This window comes from Aeromonas sp. L_1B5_3 (genome assembly GCF_963866575.1).
In the GTDB taxonomy this organism is placed as follows: Bacteria; Pseudomonadota; Gammaproteobacteria; order Enterobacterales; family Aeromonadaceae; genus Aeromonas; species Aeromonas jandaei.
In genome coordinates, this window is the sequence record NZ_CAWMDN010000139.1 from 1 (window position 1) to 17,639 (window position 17,639).

The window sequence follows — 17,639 nt, forward strand, 5'->3', positions numbered from 1 at the left end:
TTCGAAGTTGAATTCGCGGTTTACCCAGGGCTTTGCCGAGCAGGAGACCCGCAGCGGTACTGCCGTGCTCAGCTTCAAGCCTGACGACCATAACCGCTTCGATCTGGAAGCCAGCCGCAGCTTGCAGGATCGGGATCGCACGGCAGGCAACTCGCTGGATGCCAAGGCGAAGGATAGCCTTAACCGCTACGAGCGAACCAACTATGCGCTGACCCATGATGGCCAGTATGATTTTGGCTCTTCCAGCAGCTATCTGCAGCAGGAGACCAACACCAACCCCGGCCGCAAGATGGAGCTCACCAACACCATCGCCGATACCCACACCCAGTTCATTCTCGGTGATCACTACCTGAGCGTCGGTGGGCAGTATCGTTATGAGGATCTGCATGATCAGGGTAATAACCTGAAAGTGGCCAACCCTGCCGAGCAGCTTACCCGCTGGAGCTGGGCGATGTTTGTCGAGGATGAGTGGTCACTCACTGACAGCTTTGCCCTGACAGGGGGCGCCCGCATGGATCGGGATCAGAACTACGGCTCTCACTGGAGCCCGCGCCTCTACGGTGTCTGGCATCTGGATGATAGCTGGACTCTGAAAGGGGGGGTATCGACCGGTTATCGCTCGCCGGACTTGCGGATGTCTGCGGCCAACTGGGGTCAGGTTACCGGCGGTGGCAGTCTGGATGGGATGCTGGTTGGCAACCCGGAGCTCAAACCCGAGACCAGCGTGAGTGAAGAGATTGGCCTGCTGTGGAATGGCCATCAGGGCTTCAATGCCGGGGTGACCCTGTTCAACACCGACTTCAAGAACAAGATCTCCGAAGTTCGTCGCTGCACCAGCAAGAGCGATCCGGCCTGTACTCTCAATGGCCACAGCTATGACTTCATCAGTGATCGGGTCAACGTCGACAAGGCTAACATGCGTGGCGTCGAGAGCATGATGGATTGGGCGATCAACGATAAGTGGTCGGTCAGCGGCAGCTATACCTTTACCCAGTCCGAGCAGAAGAGTGGCCCGCTGGCGGGTAATGCCCTCAACCAGATGCCACGCCACATGGTCAACGGCAGCGTCGACTGGCAGACCACCGAGGATCTCAACCTCTGGTCGCGGGTCAACTTCCGTGGCGAGACTTCCGAGTACCTGAGCCGGGTCAAGATGGCGGAGGGGACTCCTTCCTACACCTTCTTTGACATGGGGCTGGTCTACAAGGCCAACAAGCATCTGGATCTGACCGCCGGGGTCTACAACCTGTTCGACAAGACGGTGGATTACAGCAGCTATGGCACAGTGCTGGATGGTCGCCGCTACAATCTGGGTGTCACCTACAACTTCTGACAGACATAATGCCTCACGGCCGCCATCATCCGATGGCGGCCGTTTTTATTGGGCATCCATCGGGTTGGCCGTTGCCTGATATTGTGCCGCCTGCCAGGTGTTGCGACCATTGGCTTTGGCTTGATACATCAGCTGGTCTGCCTGTCGCAGCAGCTGATCGGTGTCGATACTCTCCCCGGCTGAAATCCAGACTGCTCCTGTGCTGATGGAGAGGGTGACCTCACCAAGTGTGGTCTCCAGCCGCTCTTTATTGGCTTCCTGACAGAGGCATGCCGCCCACAATCCGGTCGCCTGCAGGTTATCGCTCGGCAGCAGGACGCAAAACTCCTCACCGCCAATGCGTGCAAACAGACTCTGCTCCGGCAAGATGATGGCTATGCTTTCGGCCAGTTTTTCCAGCAGTTTGTCGCCCACGTTGTGGCCAAATTTATCGTTGGTCTCCTTGAAATGATCCACGTCGAACAGCAGCAGAGCGCAGGGTGTGCCGCTGGTCAGCCGCTGTTCCAGTGACGGGATAAAGGCGCGCCGGTTGAGGAGGCCCGTCAGCGGATCAGTGCTGGCCAGCTTTTCGAGCCGGGCATTGGCGCGGCTCAGCTCTGCCGTGCGATTGGCGACGGCCCGGCGCAGCTGCACGATATAGGCCACCATGACGAGGCCCGCCGCCAGCAGTAGCCAGGGGCCGAGATGGATGGGGTAGACGGTCTCGACATGCATCCATTTGCGGATGATCCGCTCCCGGTCACTCTCCTTTATCCTGGCGAATCCCTCTTCGAGCTTGGCCAGCAGGGCGAGATCCCCTTTCTTGACGGCAAAGCGGATCTGGTCGGTATAGAGGTGGCGCACCGGAATGAAGCGGGTCGGATCTGCCGAGGTATAGATGTAGAAGTTGGCGACCTGCAGATCGGCGATAAAGGCCTTTATATCGCCCCGAAAGGCCGCTGCCAGCAGGGTGTCGTTGTCATCGAAGGTCTGCAGTTTGGTGCTCGGGAAGTAGCGCTTGGCGTAGTACTCTTCATAACCGCCAGCGACGACGCCGACGGTCTCATGGAGCAGGTAGTAGTGGACATCGGTGCCACGCAGCTCGTTGGAGAAGAAGAGTTGGGAGTCGAGCTGGGCGAGGGGCAGGCCATAGTCGAACAGCTTGTCGCGCTCCGGTGACCAGAGCAGCCCGGCATGCACATCGGTCTTCCCTTCGTGCAGCAGATCGAGGGAGTGTTGCCAGTCGACCAGCCGGAATTCGATCTTCTGACCGGTGACGCGAGCATATTCGCGCCAGAGGTCGATCAGCAGGCCATCTGGCTGGCCCGACTCATTGATATAGGAGAAGGGCTGCCACGCCTTGGAGTTGGTGATGACGAGGGGCCTTTCAGGCTCTTTTCCCGAGGCGTGCAGGGCAATAATGAGCAGCAGAAAACCGCACCCTGCCCTGAACGTTTGTCCAATCCGAGAAGAAGCCATCCCTGCTCCAATCCATTGCCAGCCACTGTCTGTAGACGCCGATTATTACTGCCTTCAACGAGGAAGAACAAGGGATCTGGCGATGAAGTTTACATGATGGCAGCATTGCCGTAACGAGCAGGACTCATACTGTGACGGCTTACAGCGGCAGGCTGATTTTGGCCTCCAGTCCGCCCTCAGGCCGGTTGAGCAGGGTGAGCTCACCGCCGTGTTGATGTACCAGAGTGCGGGCGATGGAGAGGCCCAGCCCAACGCTGCCAGACTCGGTATTGCGCGCCTCGTCGAGCCGCACGAACGGCTTGAAAACATCCTCCAGTCGCGCCGGATCGATCCCCGGGCCGCGGTCGCAGACCCGGATCAGCAGCTCGCTGCGGGTGCGTTCCAGCGAGACCTCGGCGCTGCCGGCGTATTTGATGGCGTTGCCGATGAGGTTCTGCAGTACCCGGCGCAGGGTGTTGGCGCGGCAGGCGTAGACCTCTTTTCCTTCCGCCAGACAGGTGACCGGCTGGCCGGTATCGGCATAGTCATCGCACAGACTGACCAACAGGCTGACCAGATCCAGTTCCCGCGTTGCCTCCTGTTGCCCCTCTTCGCGGGCAAAGCTGAGGGTGGCGGCCAGCATCTGTTCCATCTGTTGCAGGGTCTGCTGGATGCGATCCTTGTCCTCGCCATCGGCCAGAAACTCGCTGCGCAGGCGCAGGCTGGTGATGGGGGTACGCAGATCGTGGGAGATGGCGGCCAACATCCGGGTTCGGTCCTGCACGAAGCGGTCGAGCCGGGTGTGCATCCGGTTGAAGGCCTGGATTGATTCGCGGATCTCGGTCGGCCCCTCCTCTTTCAGGGGCTCGATATCTTCCCCTCGCCCCAGTCGTTCGGCATTGCCTGCCAGTTGCTTGAGGGGGCGGGTGGCGCGACGAAACAGCAGCACCATCAGCCCGATCACCAGACTGGCGACCAGCATCAGGTTGAAGGTGGTTTGCCATGACCAGCTGCCGGCCTCCTTGTCGACCAGCGAGCTGAACTGCAGCCAGCCACCCTGTGGCAGTTCGATGGATCCGTAGAGCCGCATGTCCCGCGGTGGCGGCGGCCCCTTGCGATCCCGCATCATGCGGGCATGGTGCTCCCAGGCCTTGCTGCGCTGGGCATCCTCTTTCAGCTCGGCACTGATCTCGATAGTGAGCGCGGGGGGATAGCCAAGGCGCGAGCGCACCAGCTGCTCGAAGCGGGGGCTGCGGTTGTCGGGCTGCATCGGCTCGTCTTCAATTCGCAGCAGCAGGGTTTCGCTGCGGCTCGCCTTGAGGATCTCGTCGTAGAGCGAGGGGGGAGAGAGGGAGAGCAGCCGCACCACCGAGATGATCCGCTGCATGGCGTTGCGGCTATTGACGAAGCCGAGAGCCTCCTCCCGATCCGAGCGGTAGATCTGGATGCTGAGCAGCTGGATCAGGATCAAGCCCGCCAGCGCCACCAGAATGATCTGGCCGGTCAGCCCCTTGGGCCACATGCGAGCCCATAGCCGTTTCAATGCATTCACCGCTTATACCTGCGTCACATCGGCCGAGAACATATAGCCGCCACCCCAGATGGTCTTGATCAGCTCCGGGTTCTTGGGATCCCGCTCCAGCTTGCGGCGCAGCCGGCTCACCAGGGTATCGATGGCGCGATCGAAGGCCACCGCCTCGCGGCCGCGTGCCAGATCCAGCAGTTGATCCCGGCTCAGCACCCGCTGCGGGCGTTCCAGAAAGACCTTGAGCAGATCGAATTCAGCGGTGGAGAGGCTCAGACCCACCCCATCCTCATCGACCAACTCGCGGCGATTGATATCGAGCAGCCAGCGATCGAAGCGCAGATCCCGGGTCAGGGTCTCGGCGGCGGGTTGGTTATCCGCCTGGGTGCGGCGCATCACCGCCTTGATCCGCGCCAGCAGCTCGCGCGGGTTGAAGGGTTTGGCCAGATAGTCATCGGCCCCCATCTCCAGCCCTATGATGCGGTCGGTCTCTTCCCCCATGGCGGTGAGCATAATGATGGGCAGGCTCGATTTGGCGCGTAGTTCGCGGCAGAGAGTCAGACCGTCCTCGCCCGGCATCATCAGATCCAGTACCAGCAGATCGAACTCCCGCTCCTCCAGCAGCCGTTTCATCTCCTTGCCATCCCGGGCGCAGCTGACCCGCAGGCCGTGCTGTTCCAGAAAGCGCTTCAAGAGATCGCGGATCTCGCTGTGGTCGTCGACCACCAGAATGTGGGTGCTGCCCTGATTCATGAATACCTCCCCTGCTTGGCGTTGGCACGAGTATACGAAAATACGCTGCGTGGTTTGTGTCAAAGTGTGCCAGATCCGCCTGATGCCACACTCTGCTACAAAAAAGGGCGATGCTGGCAAAGTTCAGACACCGGTCGGGTGTTTACTTGAGGGCAAGGCGAGAGAGCCGAACCCGAATCATCCGACAGGAGATAGACCATGAAAAAGCTGACCAAAACTCTGATGACCGCCACCCTGATCCTTGGCCTGCCGCTGGGCGCCTATGCCGCCACGCAAACTGCCCCGGCTCCCGAGCCCGGTGCCATGGTGGATTGCCCGATGGATGGTGGCATGATGGGCGGCAAACACCACGGTGGCCGTCACGACAAGATGGCGCGCATGAAGGATATGACGCCGGAACAGATCGAAGCCAACCTGAAGCAACGCTATGATCGCATTCAGGATCCGGCTAAAAAAGCAGAGTTCATCAAGAACCTCAACGAGCGTGCCGACGGCATGACCAAACACGCAGAGGCGATGAAGAAGTTTGCCGAAGCGAACCAGTAAGCCATACCTGACAAGGTGTGCCGAAGATGAGAGAGGGGGAGCATGTAGCTCCCCCTCTTTTTTTGTCATGGCGAATGGCGCTGGCAAAACGACGCTTATTCATTGCCGCTGTTTTGAAACAGCTTTGGGATTTCCCGCACCAGCCAGCTTTTGGCCTTGCCCATGGTATCGCGGCGCCAAGCCAGCACCACCTGCAGCTGATGACGGTACTCGGGGCTGATCACCTTGAGCCGACCGGCCTTGATGTCCTCCTCAATCCAGCTCTGCGGCATGGTGCCGATGCCTAGCCCGGCCAGCAGGGCATCGCGCTTCTCCGCCATGGTGCTGACGGTGAGGCGTGGCTGCTTGTCGAGCAGGCGGTAGGTCAGCACCGGCTTGCGCAGGGCGGTATCGGCGACGGCGATGGCGCGATAGCGGCGCAGGGTCTCGTCGGCGAGGGGCTCCGGCTCCTGATGGAGAGGGTGGTCGGGGTGGGCGACATAGAGCATCACCTCCTCTTTCAGCACCTGATGCTTGATGCCGGTCATCACAATATCCGGGTTGAGGGAGGAGATGAGCAGGTCGGCGCGGCCATCCTCCAGACACTCCCAGCTGCCCGCCAGCACTTCGGCGCGCAGTCTGAGCCGGGTATCGGTCTGCTCGGCCAGCCGATCTACCAGCGGGTAGAGCGCCTGCAAGGGCACCAGCGCATCGACGGCGATGGTGATGTCGGTCTCCCAGCCGCGGGCCAGCGCCCGGGTCTCGCCCACCAGATGTTCGGCTGCCTCCAGCAGCACCCGCCCGCGTTCCAGCAGCATGCGCCCCGCCGGGGTGAACTTGGTGCGGTGGCCGCTGCGGTCAAACAGCATGGCGTCCAGCTCGTCTTCCAGCTTTTGTACCGTGTAGCTCAATGCCGAAGGTACCTTGCCCAGCTCGTCGGCCGCCGCCGCGAAGCTGCCACGGCGGTCGATGGCATCCAGCACCCGGATTGCCTCCAGGGTGAGTGCGCGTTCCTTGTTCGACTCCTTGGCCATCTTTCACCTTCAATTTTTTTGAATATGTTCGCCAGATTATCTCGCTAACAAGTTAAGCCAAGCACCTTTAATATTCAATCATCGCTTAGGCAGGAACGTCTGGCGGCCAAATATGCGGGAAGTTCCGCACTGTGACAGGCCAAATCGGCATGTCTGATGTCGGTGAAAGAACAACACACTATTTGAATGACCTCTTGCATGGATGCATTGATTCTGGCCGAGCTGGCCTTGGCAATGACATATAAAACAAGAGAGTGAATGAACATGAAAAACGTAATCAAGATGCTGGCCGTTGCAGGCCTGATGACCACAGGTTTCGCCCACGCTGCCGTACCGGCTGACTTCAACGCCACCCCGGGTGTGCTGTTTGTGAAGTGGCACTCCACCGCAGCGCTGGATGGCAAAGCCAACCCGATGCTGGAAGTGCGCGACGAGTCTGGCGATCTGCTGGCATCGGTCCACGCCAACCTGATGGGCACCCAGCAGGTGAAGATCCCGGGTCGCACCCAGGGCAACCTGACTGTCAGCCTGGCTGGCGAGAGCAGCGAGTATCGCATTCCGTTCGGTCTCGGCGGTGGTAAAGATCGCTAAACCGAACCCCGGATAGATGAGGAGCACACCATGATGAAATTGAGAGCCGCAGAGGCGCGAGGCAAGGCCAACTTCGGCTGGCTGGACGCACGCCACAGTTTCTCCTTCGGTCACTACTACGACCCGGAGTGGATGGGACACTCGGTGCTGCGGGTGATCAATCAGGATCTGGTTGCGCCGGGTGGCGGATTCGCCACCCATCCTCACGCCAATATGGAGATCCTCACTTGCGTGCTGCAAGGCACCATTGAGCACAAGGACAGTCTCGGCCATGTCGAGCAGATCCCGGCAGGGGATTTCCAGCTGATGAGTGCAGGCAGCGGGATCCGTCACAGCGAGTACAACCCCTCGCAGACGGAACCCCTCTCCCTGTTGCAGATCTGGATCGAGCCGAATGAAGTCGGCACGCCACCCGGATATCAGCAGAAGAAAATTGAGTCCAGACCGGGTATGACGCTGGTGGCGTCACCGGATGGCGAGGCGGGATCCTTCGTGATCCGCCAGCAGGCCCGCGTATGGCGGCTGGAACTGGCCCCGGGCGAAACGCTCGACTGGGCACTGGCTGGCCGACACGGCTACCTGCAGATGATTTCAGGGGAGCTGACCGCCAACGGTCTGGCTGCCCGACCCGGCGACGGGGTACTCAGTCGTGATGAATACCGGTGGGAGTTGGTTGCGACAAGTGCCACTCAGGCCCTGTTATTTGACCTGCCCTGATTGGTCAGTGGCGATACGAGTTAAACGAGGAAAGTGAAATGGACAAGATGAAAGATGTAGCGCTGCTGGCGGGTCGTGTACTGCTGGCGCTGATGTTCGTGATTGCGGGCTGGGGCAAGATCGGTGGTTACGCCGGCACCCAGGGCTATATGGAAGCGATGGGGGTGCCGGGTTTTATCCTGCCGCTGGTGATCCTGCTTGAGCTGGGTGGTGGCCTCGCCATCATGCTGGGCCTCTTTACCCGCAGCCTGTCGGTACTGATGGCCGGTTTCACCCTGATGGCCGCCTTTATTTTCCACTACCAGCCTGCCGAACAGATGCAGATCCTGATGTTTATGAAGAACGTCTCCGTCGCCGGTGGTTTCCTGGCGCTGGCAGCAGCCGGAGCAGGGGCTTTCAGTGTGGATGCCCGTCTCGGCAAAAACTGGTAACAGCCAGTCAGTTTGAGTTTTCCAATGCCTTTTGGCCGGTGCCCTGCACCGGCTTTTTTCTGTCTGCGTTTTCCGGGTCGATGAGGCTGCTGCACAAATCTGCGGCCCCCCTCATGGTTCAGCGGTTTGCCCACCAGCTGGCCACAAGTGCCTTTTGCATCTTATCCCCCGATCCCCGACAATTCCCTCTCTTGTGAAGTGACGGAAATGGCTCGCCTTTTCCCTCGCCCCCTCTCATCCACAGGCGGGAATTGCTCATGTTTACCCTCTACCACTCCAATCAGCTGGATCTGCTCAAAGAGCTGCTGGTGAGCCGCATCCGGCAGGCCCCTCTCTCTCACCCCTTCGATCGGGAGCAGATCCTGGTGCAGAGTCCGGGCATGGCCCAGTGGCTCAAGCTGGAGCTGGCCAAAGCCTTCGGCGTCGCCGCCAATATCGACTTTCCGCTGCCCGCCAGCTTTATCTGGGAGATGTTCACCCGGGTACTGGCGGACGTGCCGCGCCAGAGCCCCTACAACAAGGGATCCATGAGCTGGCAGCTGATGACCATTCTGCCTGCCTTGCTGGATCGCCCCGCCTTTGCCCCGCTCGCCGCCTATCTGGGCGGTGGAGAGGACGAGGATCCCGCCCAGGATCCAGAGCAGGTGCGGCTGTGGCAGCTCTGCCAGAAGGTGGCGGACCTCTTTGACCAGTATCTGGTCTATCGGCCGGACTGGATCGCCCGTTGGGAAGAGGGGGAAGGATTGAGTCAGGAGCTGGCTGGGGTGAGCGGTCAGGATTGGCAGCCCGAGCTGTGGCGCGAGCTGGTGGCCTGCACCCTGGCGCTCTCTCCGAGCGGCTACCACCGCGCCAACCTCTATGAGGAGTTTATCCACGAGCTGGAGCGTACCGCCGATCTGCCGGGCAAGCTGCCGCAGCGGGTCTTTGTGTTCGGTATCTCGGCGCTGCCGCCGCGCTATGTGGAGGCGCTGCTGGCCCTCGGCAGCCGGCCGGAGGTGGAGGTGCACCTGTTCGTCACCAACCCCTGCCGCTACTACTGGGGGGATCTGCTGGATCGCAAGACCCTGGCGCGCCTCGAAAACAAGCTCAAACCCGGCACCGATATCGAGACATTGCAGGGCCCCGCCAACCCGCTGCTCGCCTCCATGGGCAAGCTGGGGCGCGACTACCTGCATCAGCTGATGGAGCTGGAGGTGCCGCAAATCGAGGCCTTCGTCGATATCGACGAGGTGGATGGCAAGGGCAATATCAAGCTGCTGCATGCCATCCAGAAGGATGTGCTGGAGCTGGCAGAACGGGGTGCCGGCCAGTTCGATCTCGACAGCAGCCATCACAAGAGCCCGATCGATCCGGCGGATGGATCCTTGCAGATCCACGCCTGCCACGGCCCGATGCGCGAACTCGAGGTGCTGCACGATCGGCTGCTGGCGCTGTTCGAGCAGGACCCGACCCTCACCCCGAAAGATGTGGTGGTGATGATGCCGGATGTGAACAGCTACGGCCCCTACATTCAGGCGGTGTTTGGCGCGCGCGGCCAGATCCCGTTTGCGGTATCGGATCGGGCGGCGAGTCAGGAGAGCCCGCTGCTGCAAAGCTTCCTCGCCCTGCTCAGGCTGCCCAACGCCCGTTTCGGGGCAGGGGAGCTGCTCGCCATTCTCGAGGTGCCCGCCGTGCTGCGCCGCTTCGAGCTGGATGACGACGAGTTCAACCAGCTGCGGGTCTGGGTGCAGGAGACCGGCATCCGCTGGGGGCTGGATGACGGCTACCCCGTCCGTTTCGATCTGCCGCCCATGTCCGGCAACAGCTGGCTGTTCGGCCTGCGCCGCATGCTGCTCGGTTTTGCCATGGGGGATGGCGAGCCGGTGGCGGGCATTCTGCCCTATGCCGATATCGAGGGTCAGCAGGGCTTGGCGCTCGGCAAGCTCGCCTGGTTCGTCGATTCGCTGGCCGAGTTTTTGCCCCGCCTGCAACAGGCGCAGCCGCTAGCCGAGTGGAACGCCTGCCTGCTGGCGCTGCTGGAGCGCTTCTATCTGGCCGACGAGGATGAAGAGCGTCAGCTCCAGCTGATTCGCAGCCAGCTGGCCGAGTGGCAGACCCGGCTCTGCGAGGCCCGCTTCGAGCAGCCCATCACCGCCGATCTGCTGCAGGATTACCTCGGCAGCGTGCTGGGGGAGTCCCGCTCCAGCCAGCGCTTCCTCGCCGGTCAGGTCAACTTCTGCACCCTGATGCCGATGCGCTCCATCCCCTTCAAGCAGGTCTGCCTGCTCGGCATGAACGACGGCGTCTACCCGCGCACCCTGGCCCCCATGGGGTTCGACCTGATGGCGGTAGCTTCGCGGCGTGGGGATCGCTCCCGTCGCGATGATGACCGCTACCTCTTCCTCGAGGCGCTGCTCAGCGCCCAGCAGGGGCTCTATATCAGCTATCAGGGCTTCAGCGCGCAGGACAACAGCGACAAGGTGCCGTCTGTACTGCTGGCGGAGCTGATCGACTATGTGCGGCAGGGCTTCGTGCTGGCGGGGGATGAGGCTCTGGACGATGAAACCTCCGGCAAGCGGTTGCTCAACCACCTGATGGTGGCGCATCCGCTCACCCCCTACAGCCGCAACTACTTCTACCCGGAGGCGGGTTCGCGCCTCTTTACCTATGCCGCCGACTGGTTGCCCGCCCTCAATCCGGTGCGTGGCGCGGCCAACTTCCAGAGCGGCGAGCTGCCGCTGCCTCCCGAATGGGGCAAGGAGCAGGGGCTGGAGCTGGCGGAGCTGCTGCGCTTCTATCGCCAGCCCACCAAATATTTCCTCAACCGCCGCCTCAAGGTGTGGTTTGAGCTGAACGAAGCCAACATCGAGGACAGCGAGCCGTTCGAGCTGGATGGCCTGCAACATTATCAGCTGAAAGATCTGCTGCTCGATGCCCATCTGGCGGAAGGTGAAAGTACCGAGCGTCGCGAGCGGTTGCAGCTCACCGGCCTGTTGCCGCAAGGGTGGTTCGGCAGCCTGCTGCTGGACGATCTGGATGCCGAGATGGGCAAGCTGGCGGATCGGCTGCGGCCATGGGTTGCGGCCAATGAGTCAGAAAAGCAGGCGGTGGAGATCGATATCTCCCTCACTCAGGGCCAGCTGCAAGGGTGGATCGACACCCAGAAGGGGCGCTTGCTGGTGGTCAAACCCGGCAGCTTCAACGGCAAGGATCTGCTGCTGGGCTGGATCCAGCACCTCTGCCTCTCATTGAGCGGCGCCCCCGGCGACACCCTGCTGTTCGATGCCAAACAGAGTCTGCGACTGCCTGCGCTCGCTGCCGACGAGGCGCGGCCCAAGCTGGCGGCGCTGGTGGCGTGTTGGGCACAGGGGATGAAGCGGCCGCTGCCCTTCTTCCCCAACACCGCCTGGGATTGGCTCAAGGCGATCGAGAAGGATCCCGACAAGCCGGAGGCGGCCGACAAGGCGGCCCTCACCCGTTTCAACGGCGGCTGGATGATCAACGGGGAGGGGCAAGACGTTTATGTTGCCCGCTGCTTCCCCGAACTTGATGACGAGGTGCTGGGGCAGTTGCAGGCGCTGGCCCGCGAACACCTGACCCCGCTGCTCAAGACCCTGGAGGAGCTGAAATAATGGCTAACCCGCTCAATACCTTGCGTTTTCCCCTCCATGGTGAACGACTGATCGAGGCCTCCGCCGGTACCGGCAAGACCTACACCATCGCCGGTCTCTACCTGCGCCTGCTGCTGGGCCACGGCCCGCTCATTGAAGAGGGTGCCGATGCCGGTCAGCCGAGCGCCCATGAACGGCCGTTGTCAGTGACCGAAATTCTGGTGGTGACCTTTACCGAAGCTGCCACCGCCGAGCTGCGCGGGCGGATCCGCGGTCGCATCCACGAGGCGCGCCTCGCCTTTATGCGCGGCCATAGCAATGATGACTTGCTGGCCCAATTGCTGGCCGAGGTGGATGATCACGAGCTGGCGGCCCGCCGCTTGCTGGCCGCCGAGCGGCAGATGGACGAGGCGGCGGTCTTTACCATCCACGGCTTCTGCCAGCGGATGCTGAAACAGAACGCCTTCGAGTCGGGCGCCCTCTTTGAAACCGAATTTCTTACCGACGATAGCCAGCTCAGGCTGCAGGCGGTGAGCGACTACTGGCGATCCGAGTTCTATCCGGTGGATAAAGCTCTTGCCAGCGCGGTGCGCGCGCTCTGGCCGAGCCCCGCCGCCCTGCTGCGGGAGATGGGCAGCTGGCTCGACAACAGCGAGCTGGAGATCCACCCCGTGCTGGGGGACGAGACCCTTGCCGCCCGCCATCAGGCGGCCATGAGCCGCATCGCGGCGGTGAAGAGCGAATGGCTGGCGCAGGTGGACGAGATCCGCCGCCAGACCGACGGCCAGATCAGCCGCTACACCGGCAAGAACTACGAAGGGTGGCTTGCCAAGATAGCCGACTGGGCGCAGGACGAGGGCAGCGGCTACGCCATTCCCAAGGAGCTGGAGCGCTTCGGCCAGACGGTGCTGGAGGAGAACCTCAAGAAGGGGGGCGTTGTGCCGACCCTGCCGTTGTTCAGCCAAATCGATGAACTGCTGGCGAGCCGCCCCAGTATTCGCGATCTCATCCTGCAACGGGCGGCCAAGGTGGTACGCAGCCGGATGCAGGCCAGCAAGCGGCAAGCCCATCAGCTCTCGTTCGATGACCTGCTCAAAGATCTCGACGGGGCGCTCGGCTCAAGCCTTGGCGAGCGGCTGTGCGAGCGCATTCGCGCCACCTACCGGGTGGCGATGATCGATGAATTTCAGGATACCGATCCCCAGCAGTACCGCATCTTCCATCGTCTCTACGGCGGCCACACAGACACGGCGCTGCTGATGATCGGTGACCCCAAGCAGGCCATCTACGGCTTTCGCGGCGCCGACATTTTTACCTACATTCAGGCGCGGCGAAATGTGAGCGCCCACTACACCCTCGGGCGCAACTGGCGCTCCAGCAGTGCGCTGGTGGGGGCGGTCAACGGCTTGTTCGAGCGAGCCAAGGATCCCTTTATCTACGAGGCGGATATCCCCTTCCTGCCGGTGGAGGCGCAGGGCAAGAGCAAGGCGCTGCTGCTCGATGGCGCTACTGCGCCGGTGCTCCACTGCTGGCAGCTGACCGGCCAGCCCACCTTCAATCGGGGGGATTACCAGAGCAAGATGGCCCGCGCCACCGCCGCCGAGATCCACCGCCTGCTGACGCTGGCCCGCGAGGGCAAGGCATTGATCGGTGACAAGGCGGTGAAGGCTGGGGATATCGCCGTGCTGGTGCGCACCGGCGCCGAGGGCAAGCTGGTGCAGCAGGAGCTGGCACGGCTTGCCATCGCCTCCGTCTATCTGTCGAACCGTGAGAGCGTGCTGGAGCAGACGGAGGCGCGGGAGATTTTGCTGATTTTGCACGCCTGCCAGAACCCGAGCGAAGAGCGCAGCCTGCGGGCGGCGCTGGCGACCGGGCTGTTTGATCTCGACGCCAAGGCGCTTGATGGGCTGGCCAGCGACGAGCGAGCGTGGGAGAGCGCGGTGCAGGAGTTTATGGAGTACCGCAAGATCTGGCACCGCCGCGGCGTGCTGGCGATGCTGCGGGCCCTGCTGCACCGGCGCAATCTCGCCTCTTCGCTGTTGGCGAGTCCCTATGGCGAGCGGCGGCTGACCAACTTCCTCCATCTTGGCGAGCTGCTGCAACAGGTGAGCAGCGAGCTGGACGGGGAGTATGCCCTGCTGCGCTGGCTGGGGGAGGCGGTGAGCCGCCCCAACGGGCAGGATGCTGAGCAGGTACTGCGGCTCGAATCCGAGCGGAAATTGGTGCAGATCGTCACCATCCACAAATCCAAGGGGCTGGAGTACCCGCTGGTATTCCTGCCCTTTATCTGCAGCCACAGAACCGCCGAGACCCCGCTCTATCACGAGGCGGACGAGGCGGGCAATCGCACCATTCTCGATCTGACCGGCGCCGACTCGTCGCTCGCCGAAGCGGACAGGGAGCGCCTTGCCGAAGATTTGCGGCTGCTCTATGTGGCGCTGACCCGGGGTGTCTACGCCACCTGGCTGGGGCTGGCGCCGGTGCGGGCGGGGGCGGGCAAGTCGGAGAAGACCGACCTGCACCACACCGCCATCGGTTACCTGCTGCAAAAGGGCGAAGAGGGGGATGCACAGACGCTGGCGACCGCGCTGACCGAGCTGGCGCAGGCGCTGCCCGGAGTGGCCGTCGGTGAGCCCTCGCTCACCCGTCCGGCCCCGTTGCCGCCAGAGGAGGAGCAGTTGGGCGAGCCGCAGGTGCGCCACTTTACCGGTTCCCTTGAGCGGGACTGGTGGATCAGCTCCTACTCCGGGCTGGCGGCGCAGGGTCACGGCCACAGCAAGGGGGTCTTGGCCAATCCCGGCTTCGATGACGAGGTGGTGACCGAGGCGGCTGCGCTGGCGGCGGAACAACCGGACGAGGCGCCCCAGCCCTCCATCTTCACCTTCCCGAAAGGGGCGCGCCCCGGCACCCTGCTGCACAGCCTGTTCGAGACCATCGACTTTCAAAGCGCCGCTGGCGAGCCGCTGGCAGAGCATATCGCCAGTTTGTTGCTGCAAGACGGCTTCGACGAGAGTTGGGCTCCCGTGCTGCAACAGCAGGTGGAGGCGGTGCTGGATACCCCGCTGGAGACTGGCTTTGGCGAGCCGGTGCGGCTACGGGACTTGAGTGCCGAGCGCAAACAGGTGGAGCTGGAGTTCTTCCTGCCCATGGGGCGGGTGACGGCACCGGCGCTGACCGCCCTCTGCCAGCAGCACGACCCGTTGTCGCGGGGCAACAAGCCGCTCAGTTTTGCCACCGTGCAGGGGATGCTCAAGGGCTTTATCGATCTGGTGTTCGAGTGGCAGGGGCGCTGGTATCTGCTCGACTACAAATCCAACCACCTCGGCATGAGCCCCGCCGATTACAGTCGTCCGGCGCTGGAGCGGGCGATGGCCGAGCACCGCTACGACCTGCAATACCAGCTCTACTCGCTGGCGCTGCACCGGCTGCTCACCCTGCGCCTGCCGGGTTACGACTTCGAGCAGCACTTTGGCGGCGTTTTCTATCTGTTCCTGCGCGGCATGCCACAGGGGGGGATTTTCCATACCCGCCCGAGCCGTGAACTGGTGCTGGGGCTGGATGAGTTGTTTAGAAACGGTGATCGCTCAGGCGGTGTTTCATCAACAGAATTAAACGAGGTAGAGGCATGAGCGGCACCATGATCAGCACCGCAGCCAGCGCAATGATGGTTGAACGGTTGAAAACACTGGCGCTGGCTGGCCGCATCCGCCAGCTGGATCTGCAATTTGCCCGGCTGGTGGCCGACCTTGGCGGCAGCCCCGAGCTGGTGCTGGGGGCGGCGCTCACCTGCTTCGAACTGGGGCGCGGCCATGTCTGTCTGCCGCTGGAGATGCTCGCTGCCGGATCACTGCGCCCGTTCGGGCTGGATCCCCAGCAGAGCCGGGAGCTGTTGCTGGATCTGGCGGATCCTGCCCGCTGGCCCGCCTTGTTTGCTGCAAGCCCGCTCGTGGGTACGGAACAGGATGAGGGGCTTGCCCCGCGCTGGCCGCTGCGGCTGTGGCACGGGCGGCTCTACCTCACCCGCTACCACGATCATGAGCAGGGGGTAGCCCGCCATCTGCGCGCGTTGAGCGAGCGAGCCGAATGGCCGGAGATAGCCCCGGCTCTGTCGCGGCTGTTTGCCCGCGACTACGGGCTGGTGTTCGCGGCGCTGCTCAAAGCCCGCCTCGCCCCCGACTTCTCGGCTCGCCACTTTATCGAAAAGTATCTGGATCTGGTGTTCCCCAATGAAGTGGATTGGCTCGCTATCGAGGGGCTACTGGCCAGCGCCCAGGCTGCGAGCGACTTAAGCAAGCTGGATACGCTGGTGCCCGAGGCGCTCTGCTGCAACGGCCAGAAGCTGGCGGCGGCCACCGCGGCAGCGCGCCCCTTTGCGGTGATTTCGGGTGGCCCCGGCACCGGCAAGACCACCACGGTCGCCAAACTGCTCGCCATTCTGGTGGAGACCGGCCTGCAAGCGGGCAAGGCGCCAGCGATCCGGCTGGTGGCCCCCACCGGCAAGGCGGCGGCGCGCCTCACAGAGAGTATCGGCTCTGCCCTGCAGGCCCTCGATCTGCCCCCCGAGTGGGTCGAAGCGATCCCGACCGAAGCGGGCACTCTGCATCGGCTGCTCGGGGTCATTCCGGGACGCAGCCAGTTCCGCCACCACGCGGGCAACCCGCTGCACCTCGACTTGCTGGTAGTGGATGAGGCCTCCATGGTTGACCTGCCGATGATGGCGCGGCTGCTCGATGCACTGCCGAGCCACGCCCGCCTGATCCTGCTCGGCGATAAGGATCAGCTCGCCTCGGTGGAGGCGGGGGCCGTGCTCGGCGATATCTGCAGCTTTATCGAACAGGGGATCAGCCCAGCGCAGGCGGATTGGCTCTCCCGTCAGACCGGTTACCGCTTGCAGGGCACGCCCGCGGGGGCACCGGTGCGTGACAGCCTCTGTTTGCTGGCCAAGAGCTGGCGCTTTGATCAGCACTCTGGCATCGGTCAGCTGGCGCGCGCCTGCAACAGCGGCGATGCCACGGCGGTGGAATCGGTCTGGGGTATGGGCTTTGCCGATATCAGCCTGCACCCCTGGGCGGGGGAGGCCTACGACGCCCTGATTGCCCAGGGGGTCGCCGGTTACGGCAGTTACCTGACGGCGGCCCGCGCGGGTGAAGCGCCCGCCGCCGTGTTCAAGGCATTCAACAGCTTCCAGATCCTCTGCGCCCTGCGCGATGGCCCGTTCGGGGTGCTGGGTCTTAACGAACGGCTGGAACTGGCCCTGTCACGGGCCGGGCTGATTGCCCGCGATGGCGACTGGTATGCCGGTCGCCCGGTGATGGTGGTTCGCAACGACCACGGGGTCGGCCTCTACAACGGCGATATGGGGCTCTGCCTGCCCGACGAAACTGGCCGGTTAAAGGTATGGTTTGAGCAGCCGGACGGCACATTGCGCGCCCTGTTGCCCAGTCGGCTGCCTCCCCACGAGACGGTTTACGCCATGACCATCCACAAATCCCAGGGCTCCGAGTTTGCCCATACCGTGCTGGTGCTGCCCGACAGCCCCAGCCCGCTGCTGACCCGCGAGCTGGTCTATACCGGCATCACCCGCGCCAAGGCCCGGCTCGATCTCTATGGCGATCGCGCCCTGCTGGCACAAGCGGTCAGGAAAAAGACCGAGCGTTATTCCGGATTGGCGGAGAGGTTGGGAGAGTGAGCGATGGCGGCGGT

Annotated in this window: 12 protein-coding genes; 8 read left to right on the forward strand and 4 right to left on the reverse strand. The window is 62.8% G+C overall.

Translation table 11 applies throughout. The features are described 5' to 3' along the window. On the forward strand, window positions 1–1,333 hold a 1,333-nt coding region (locus AACR93_RS18390), incomplete at its 5' end, for a TonB-dependent receptor domain-containing protein (RefSeq protein ID WP_043849725.1). Window positions 1,334–1,378: 45 nt separating this feature from the next. Here the strand turns inward: AACR93_RS18390 and AACR93_RS18395 are convergent. The 3 genes from AACR93_RS18395 to AACR93_RS18405 form a co-directional block, all read right to left on the reverse strand. Continuing rightward, window positions 1,379–2,791: a transporter substrate-binding domain-containing diguanylate cyclase gene (locus AACR93_RS18395; RefSeq protein ID WP_043849726.1), complete on the reverse strand. Its 1,413-nt coding sequence runs from the start codon at window positions 2,789–2,791 to the stop codon at window positions 1,379–1,381. A 139-nt stretch (window positions 2,792–2,930) separates the two neighbouring features. Further along, on the reverse strand, window positions 2,931–4,292 hold the full coding sequence (locus AACR93_RS18400; RefSeq protein ID WP_042030205.1) for an ATP-binding protein: 1,362 nt from the start codon (window positions 4,290–4,292) through the stop codon (window positions 2,931–2,933). Between the two features lie 33 nt (window positions 4,293–4,325). After that, window positions 4,326–5,048, reverse strand: coding sequence for a response regulator (locus AACR93_RS18405; protein WP_041210048.1), 723 nt, complete (start codon window positions 5,046–5,048; stop codon window positions 4,326–4,328). 198 nt (window positions 5,049–5,246) lie between these two features. Here AACR93_RS18405 and AACR93_RS18410 point away from each other — a divergent pair, with 198 nt between their 5' ends. Beyond that, window positions 5,247–5,594 carry a hypothetical protein gene (locus AACR93_RS18410; RefSeq protein WP_043849727.1) on the forward strand — a complete coding sequence of 116 codons (348 nt, stop codon included), beginning with the start codon at window positions 5,247–5,249 and terminating at the stop codon, window positions 5,592–5,594. A 95-nt stretch (window positions 5,595–5,689) separates the two neighbouring features. On the opposite strand, the gene AACR93_RS18415 is transcribed toward AACR93_RS18410, so the two are convergent. Then, window positions 5,690–6,607, reverse strand: a complete 918-nt coding sequence (locus AACR93_RS18415; RefSeq protein ID WP_043849728.1) for a LysR family transcriptional regulator — start codon at window positions 6,605–6,607, stop codon at window positions 5,690–5,692. Window positions 6,608–6,865: 258 nt separating this feature from the next. Between AACR93_RS18415 and AACR93_RS18420 the strand changes: the two genes are divergently transcribed. The 6 genes from AACR93_RS18420 to recD all read left to right on the forward strand — a co-directional run bounded on the left by AACR93_RS18420 (window position 6,866) and on the right by recD (window position 17,625). After that, window positions 6,866–7,198 carry a hypothetical protein gene (locus AACR93_RS18420; RefSeq protein ID WP_041210051.1) on the forward strand — a complete coding sequence of 111 codons (333 nt, stop codon included), beginning with the start codon at window positions 6,866–6,868 and terminating at the stop codon, window positions 7,196–7,198. Between the two features lie 30 nt (window positions 7,199–7,228). Beyond that, window positions 7,229–7,915 carry a pirin family protein gene (locus AACR93_RS18425; RefSeq protein ID WP_041210052.1) on the forward strand — a complete coding sequence of 229 codons (687 nt, stop codon included), beginning with the start codon at window positions 7,229–7,231 and terminating at the stop codon, window positions 7,913–7,915. 38 nt (window positions 7,916–7,953) lie between these two features. Continuing rightward, on the forward strand, window positions 7,954–8,346 hold the full coding sequence (locus AACR93_RS18430) for a DoxX family protein (RefSeq protein WP_043849729.1): 393 nt from the start codon (window positions 7,954–7,956) through the stop codon (window positions 8,344–8,346). 257 nt (window positions 8,347–8,603) lie between these two features. After that, the gene (gene recC / locus AACR93_RS18435; RefSeq protein WP_043849730.1) at window positions 8,604–11,957 is read left to right on the forward strand and encodes an exodeoxyribonuclease V subunit gamma; all 3,354 of its coding nucleotides are present in this window, start codon (window positions 8,604–8,606) and stop codon (window positions 11,955–11,957) included. After that, window positions 11,957–15,565 (forward strand): exodeoxyribonuclease V subunit beta, encoded by a 3,609-nt coding sequence (recB, locus tag AACR93_RS18440; protein ID WP_043849731.1) that lies wholly within the window; start codon window positions 11,957–11,959, stop codon window positions 15,563–15,565. Before recC ends, recB begins: the two co-directional genes overlap by 1 nt. Next, complete coding sequence (recD, locus tag AACR93_RS18445; RefSeq protein ID WP_043849732.1) at window positions 15,562–17,625, forward strand: exodeoxyribonuclease V subunit alpha; 2,064 nt, start codon at window positions 15,562–15,564, stop codon at window positions 17,623–17,625. The genes recB and recD overlap by 4 nt, the downstream gene beginning before the upstream one ends. Window positions 17,626–17,639 lie beyond the last annotated feature (14 nt).

Coding starts and splice junctions, on each gene's coding strand:
- AACR93_RS18395 (WP_043849726.1), bottom strand. CDS start 2,791: ATGGCTTCTTCTCGGATTGGACAAACGTTCAGGGCAGGGTGCGGTTTT.
- AACR93_RS18400 (WP_042030205.1), bottom strand. CDS start 4,292: ATGTGGCCCAAGGGGCTGACCGGCCAGATCATTCTGGTGGCGCTGGCG.
- AACR93_RS18405 (WP_041210048.1), bottom strand. CDS start 5,048: ATGAATCAGGGCAGCACCCACATTCTGGTGGTCGACGACCACAGCGAG.
- AACR93_RS18410 (WP_043849727.1), top strand. CDS start 5,247: ATGAAAAAGCTGACCAAAACTCTGATGACCGCCACCCTGATCCTTGGC.
- AACR93_RS18415 (WP_043849728.1), bottom strand. CDS start 6,607: ATGGCCAAGGAGTCGAACAAGGAACGCGCACTCACCCTGGAGGCAATC.
- AACR93_RS18420 (WP_041210051.1), top strand. CDS start 6,866: ATGAACATGAAAAACGTAATCAAGATGCTGGCCGTTGCAGGCCTGATG.
- AACR93_RS18425 (WP_041210052.1), top strand. CDS start 7,229: ATGATGAAATTGAGAGCCGCAGAGGCGCGAGGCAAGGCCAACTTCGGC.
- AACR93_RS18430 (WP_043849729.1), top strand. CDS start 7,954: ATGGACAAGATGAAAGATGTAGCGCTGCTGGCGGGTCGTGTACTGCTG.
- recC (WP_043849730.1), top strand. CDS start 8,604: ATGTTTACCCTCTACCACTCCAATCAGCTGGATCTGCTCAAAGAGCTG.
- recB (WP_043849731.1), top strand. CDS start 11,957: ATGGCTAACCCGCTCAATACCTTGCGTTTTCCCCTCCATGGTGAACGA.
- recD (WP_043849732.1), top strand. CDS start 15,562: ATGAGCGGCACCATGATCAGCACCGCAGCCAGCGCAATGATGGTTGAA.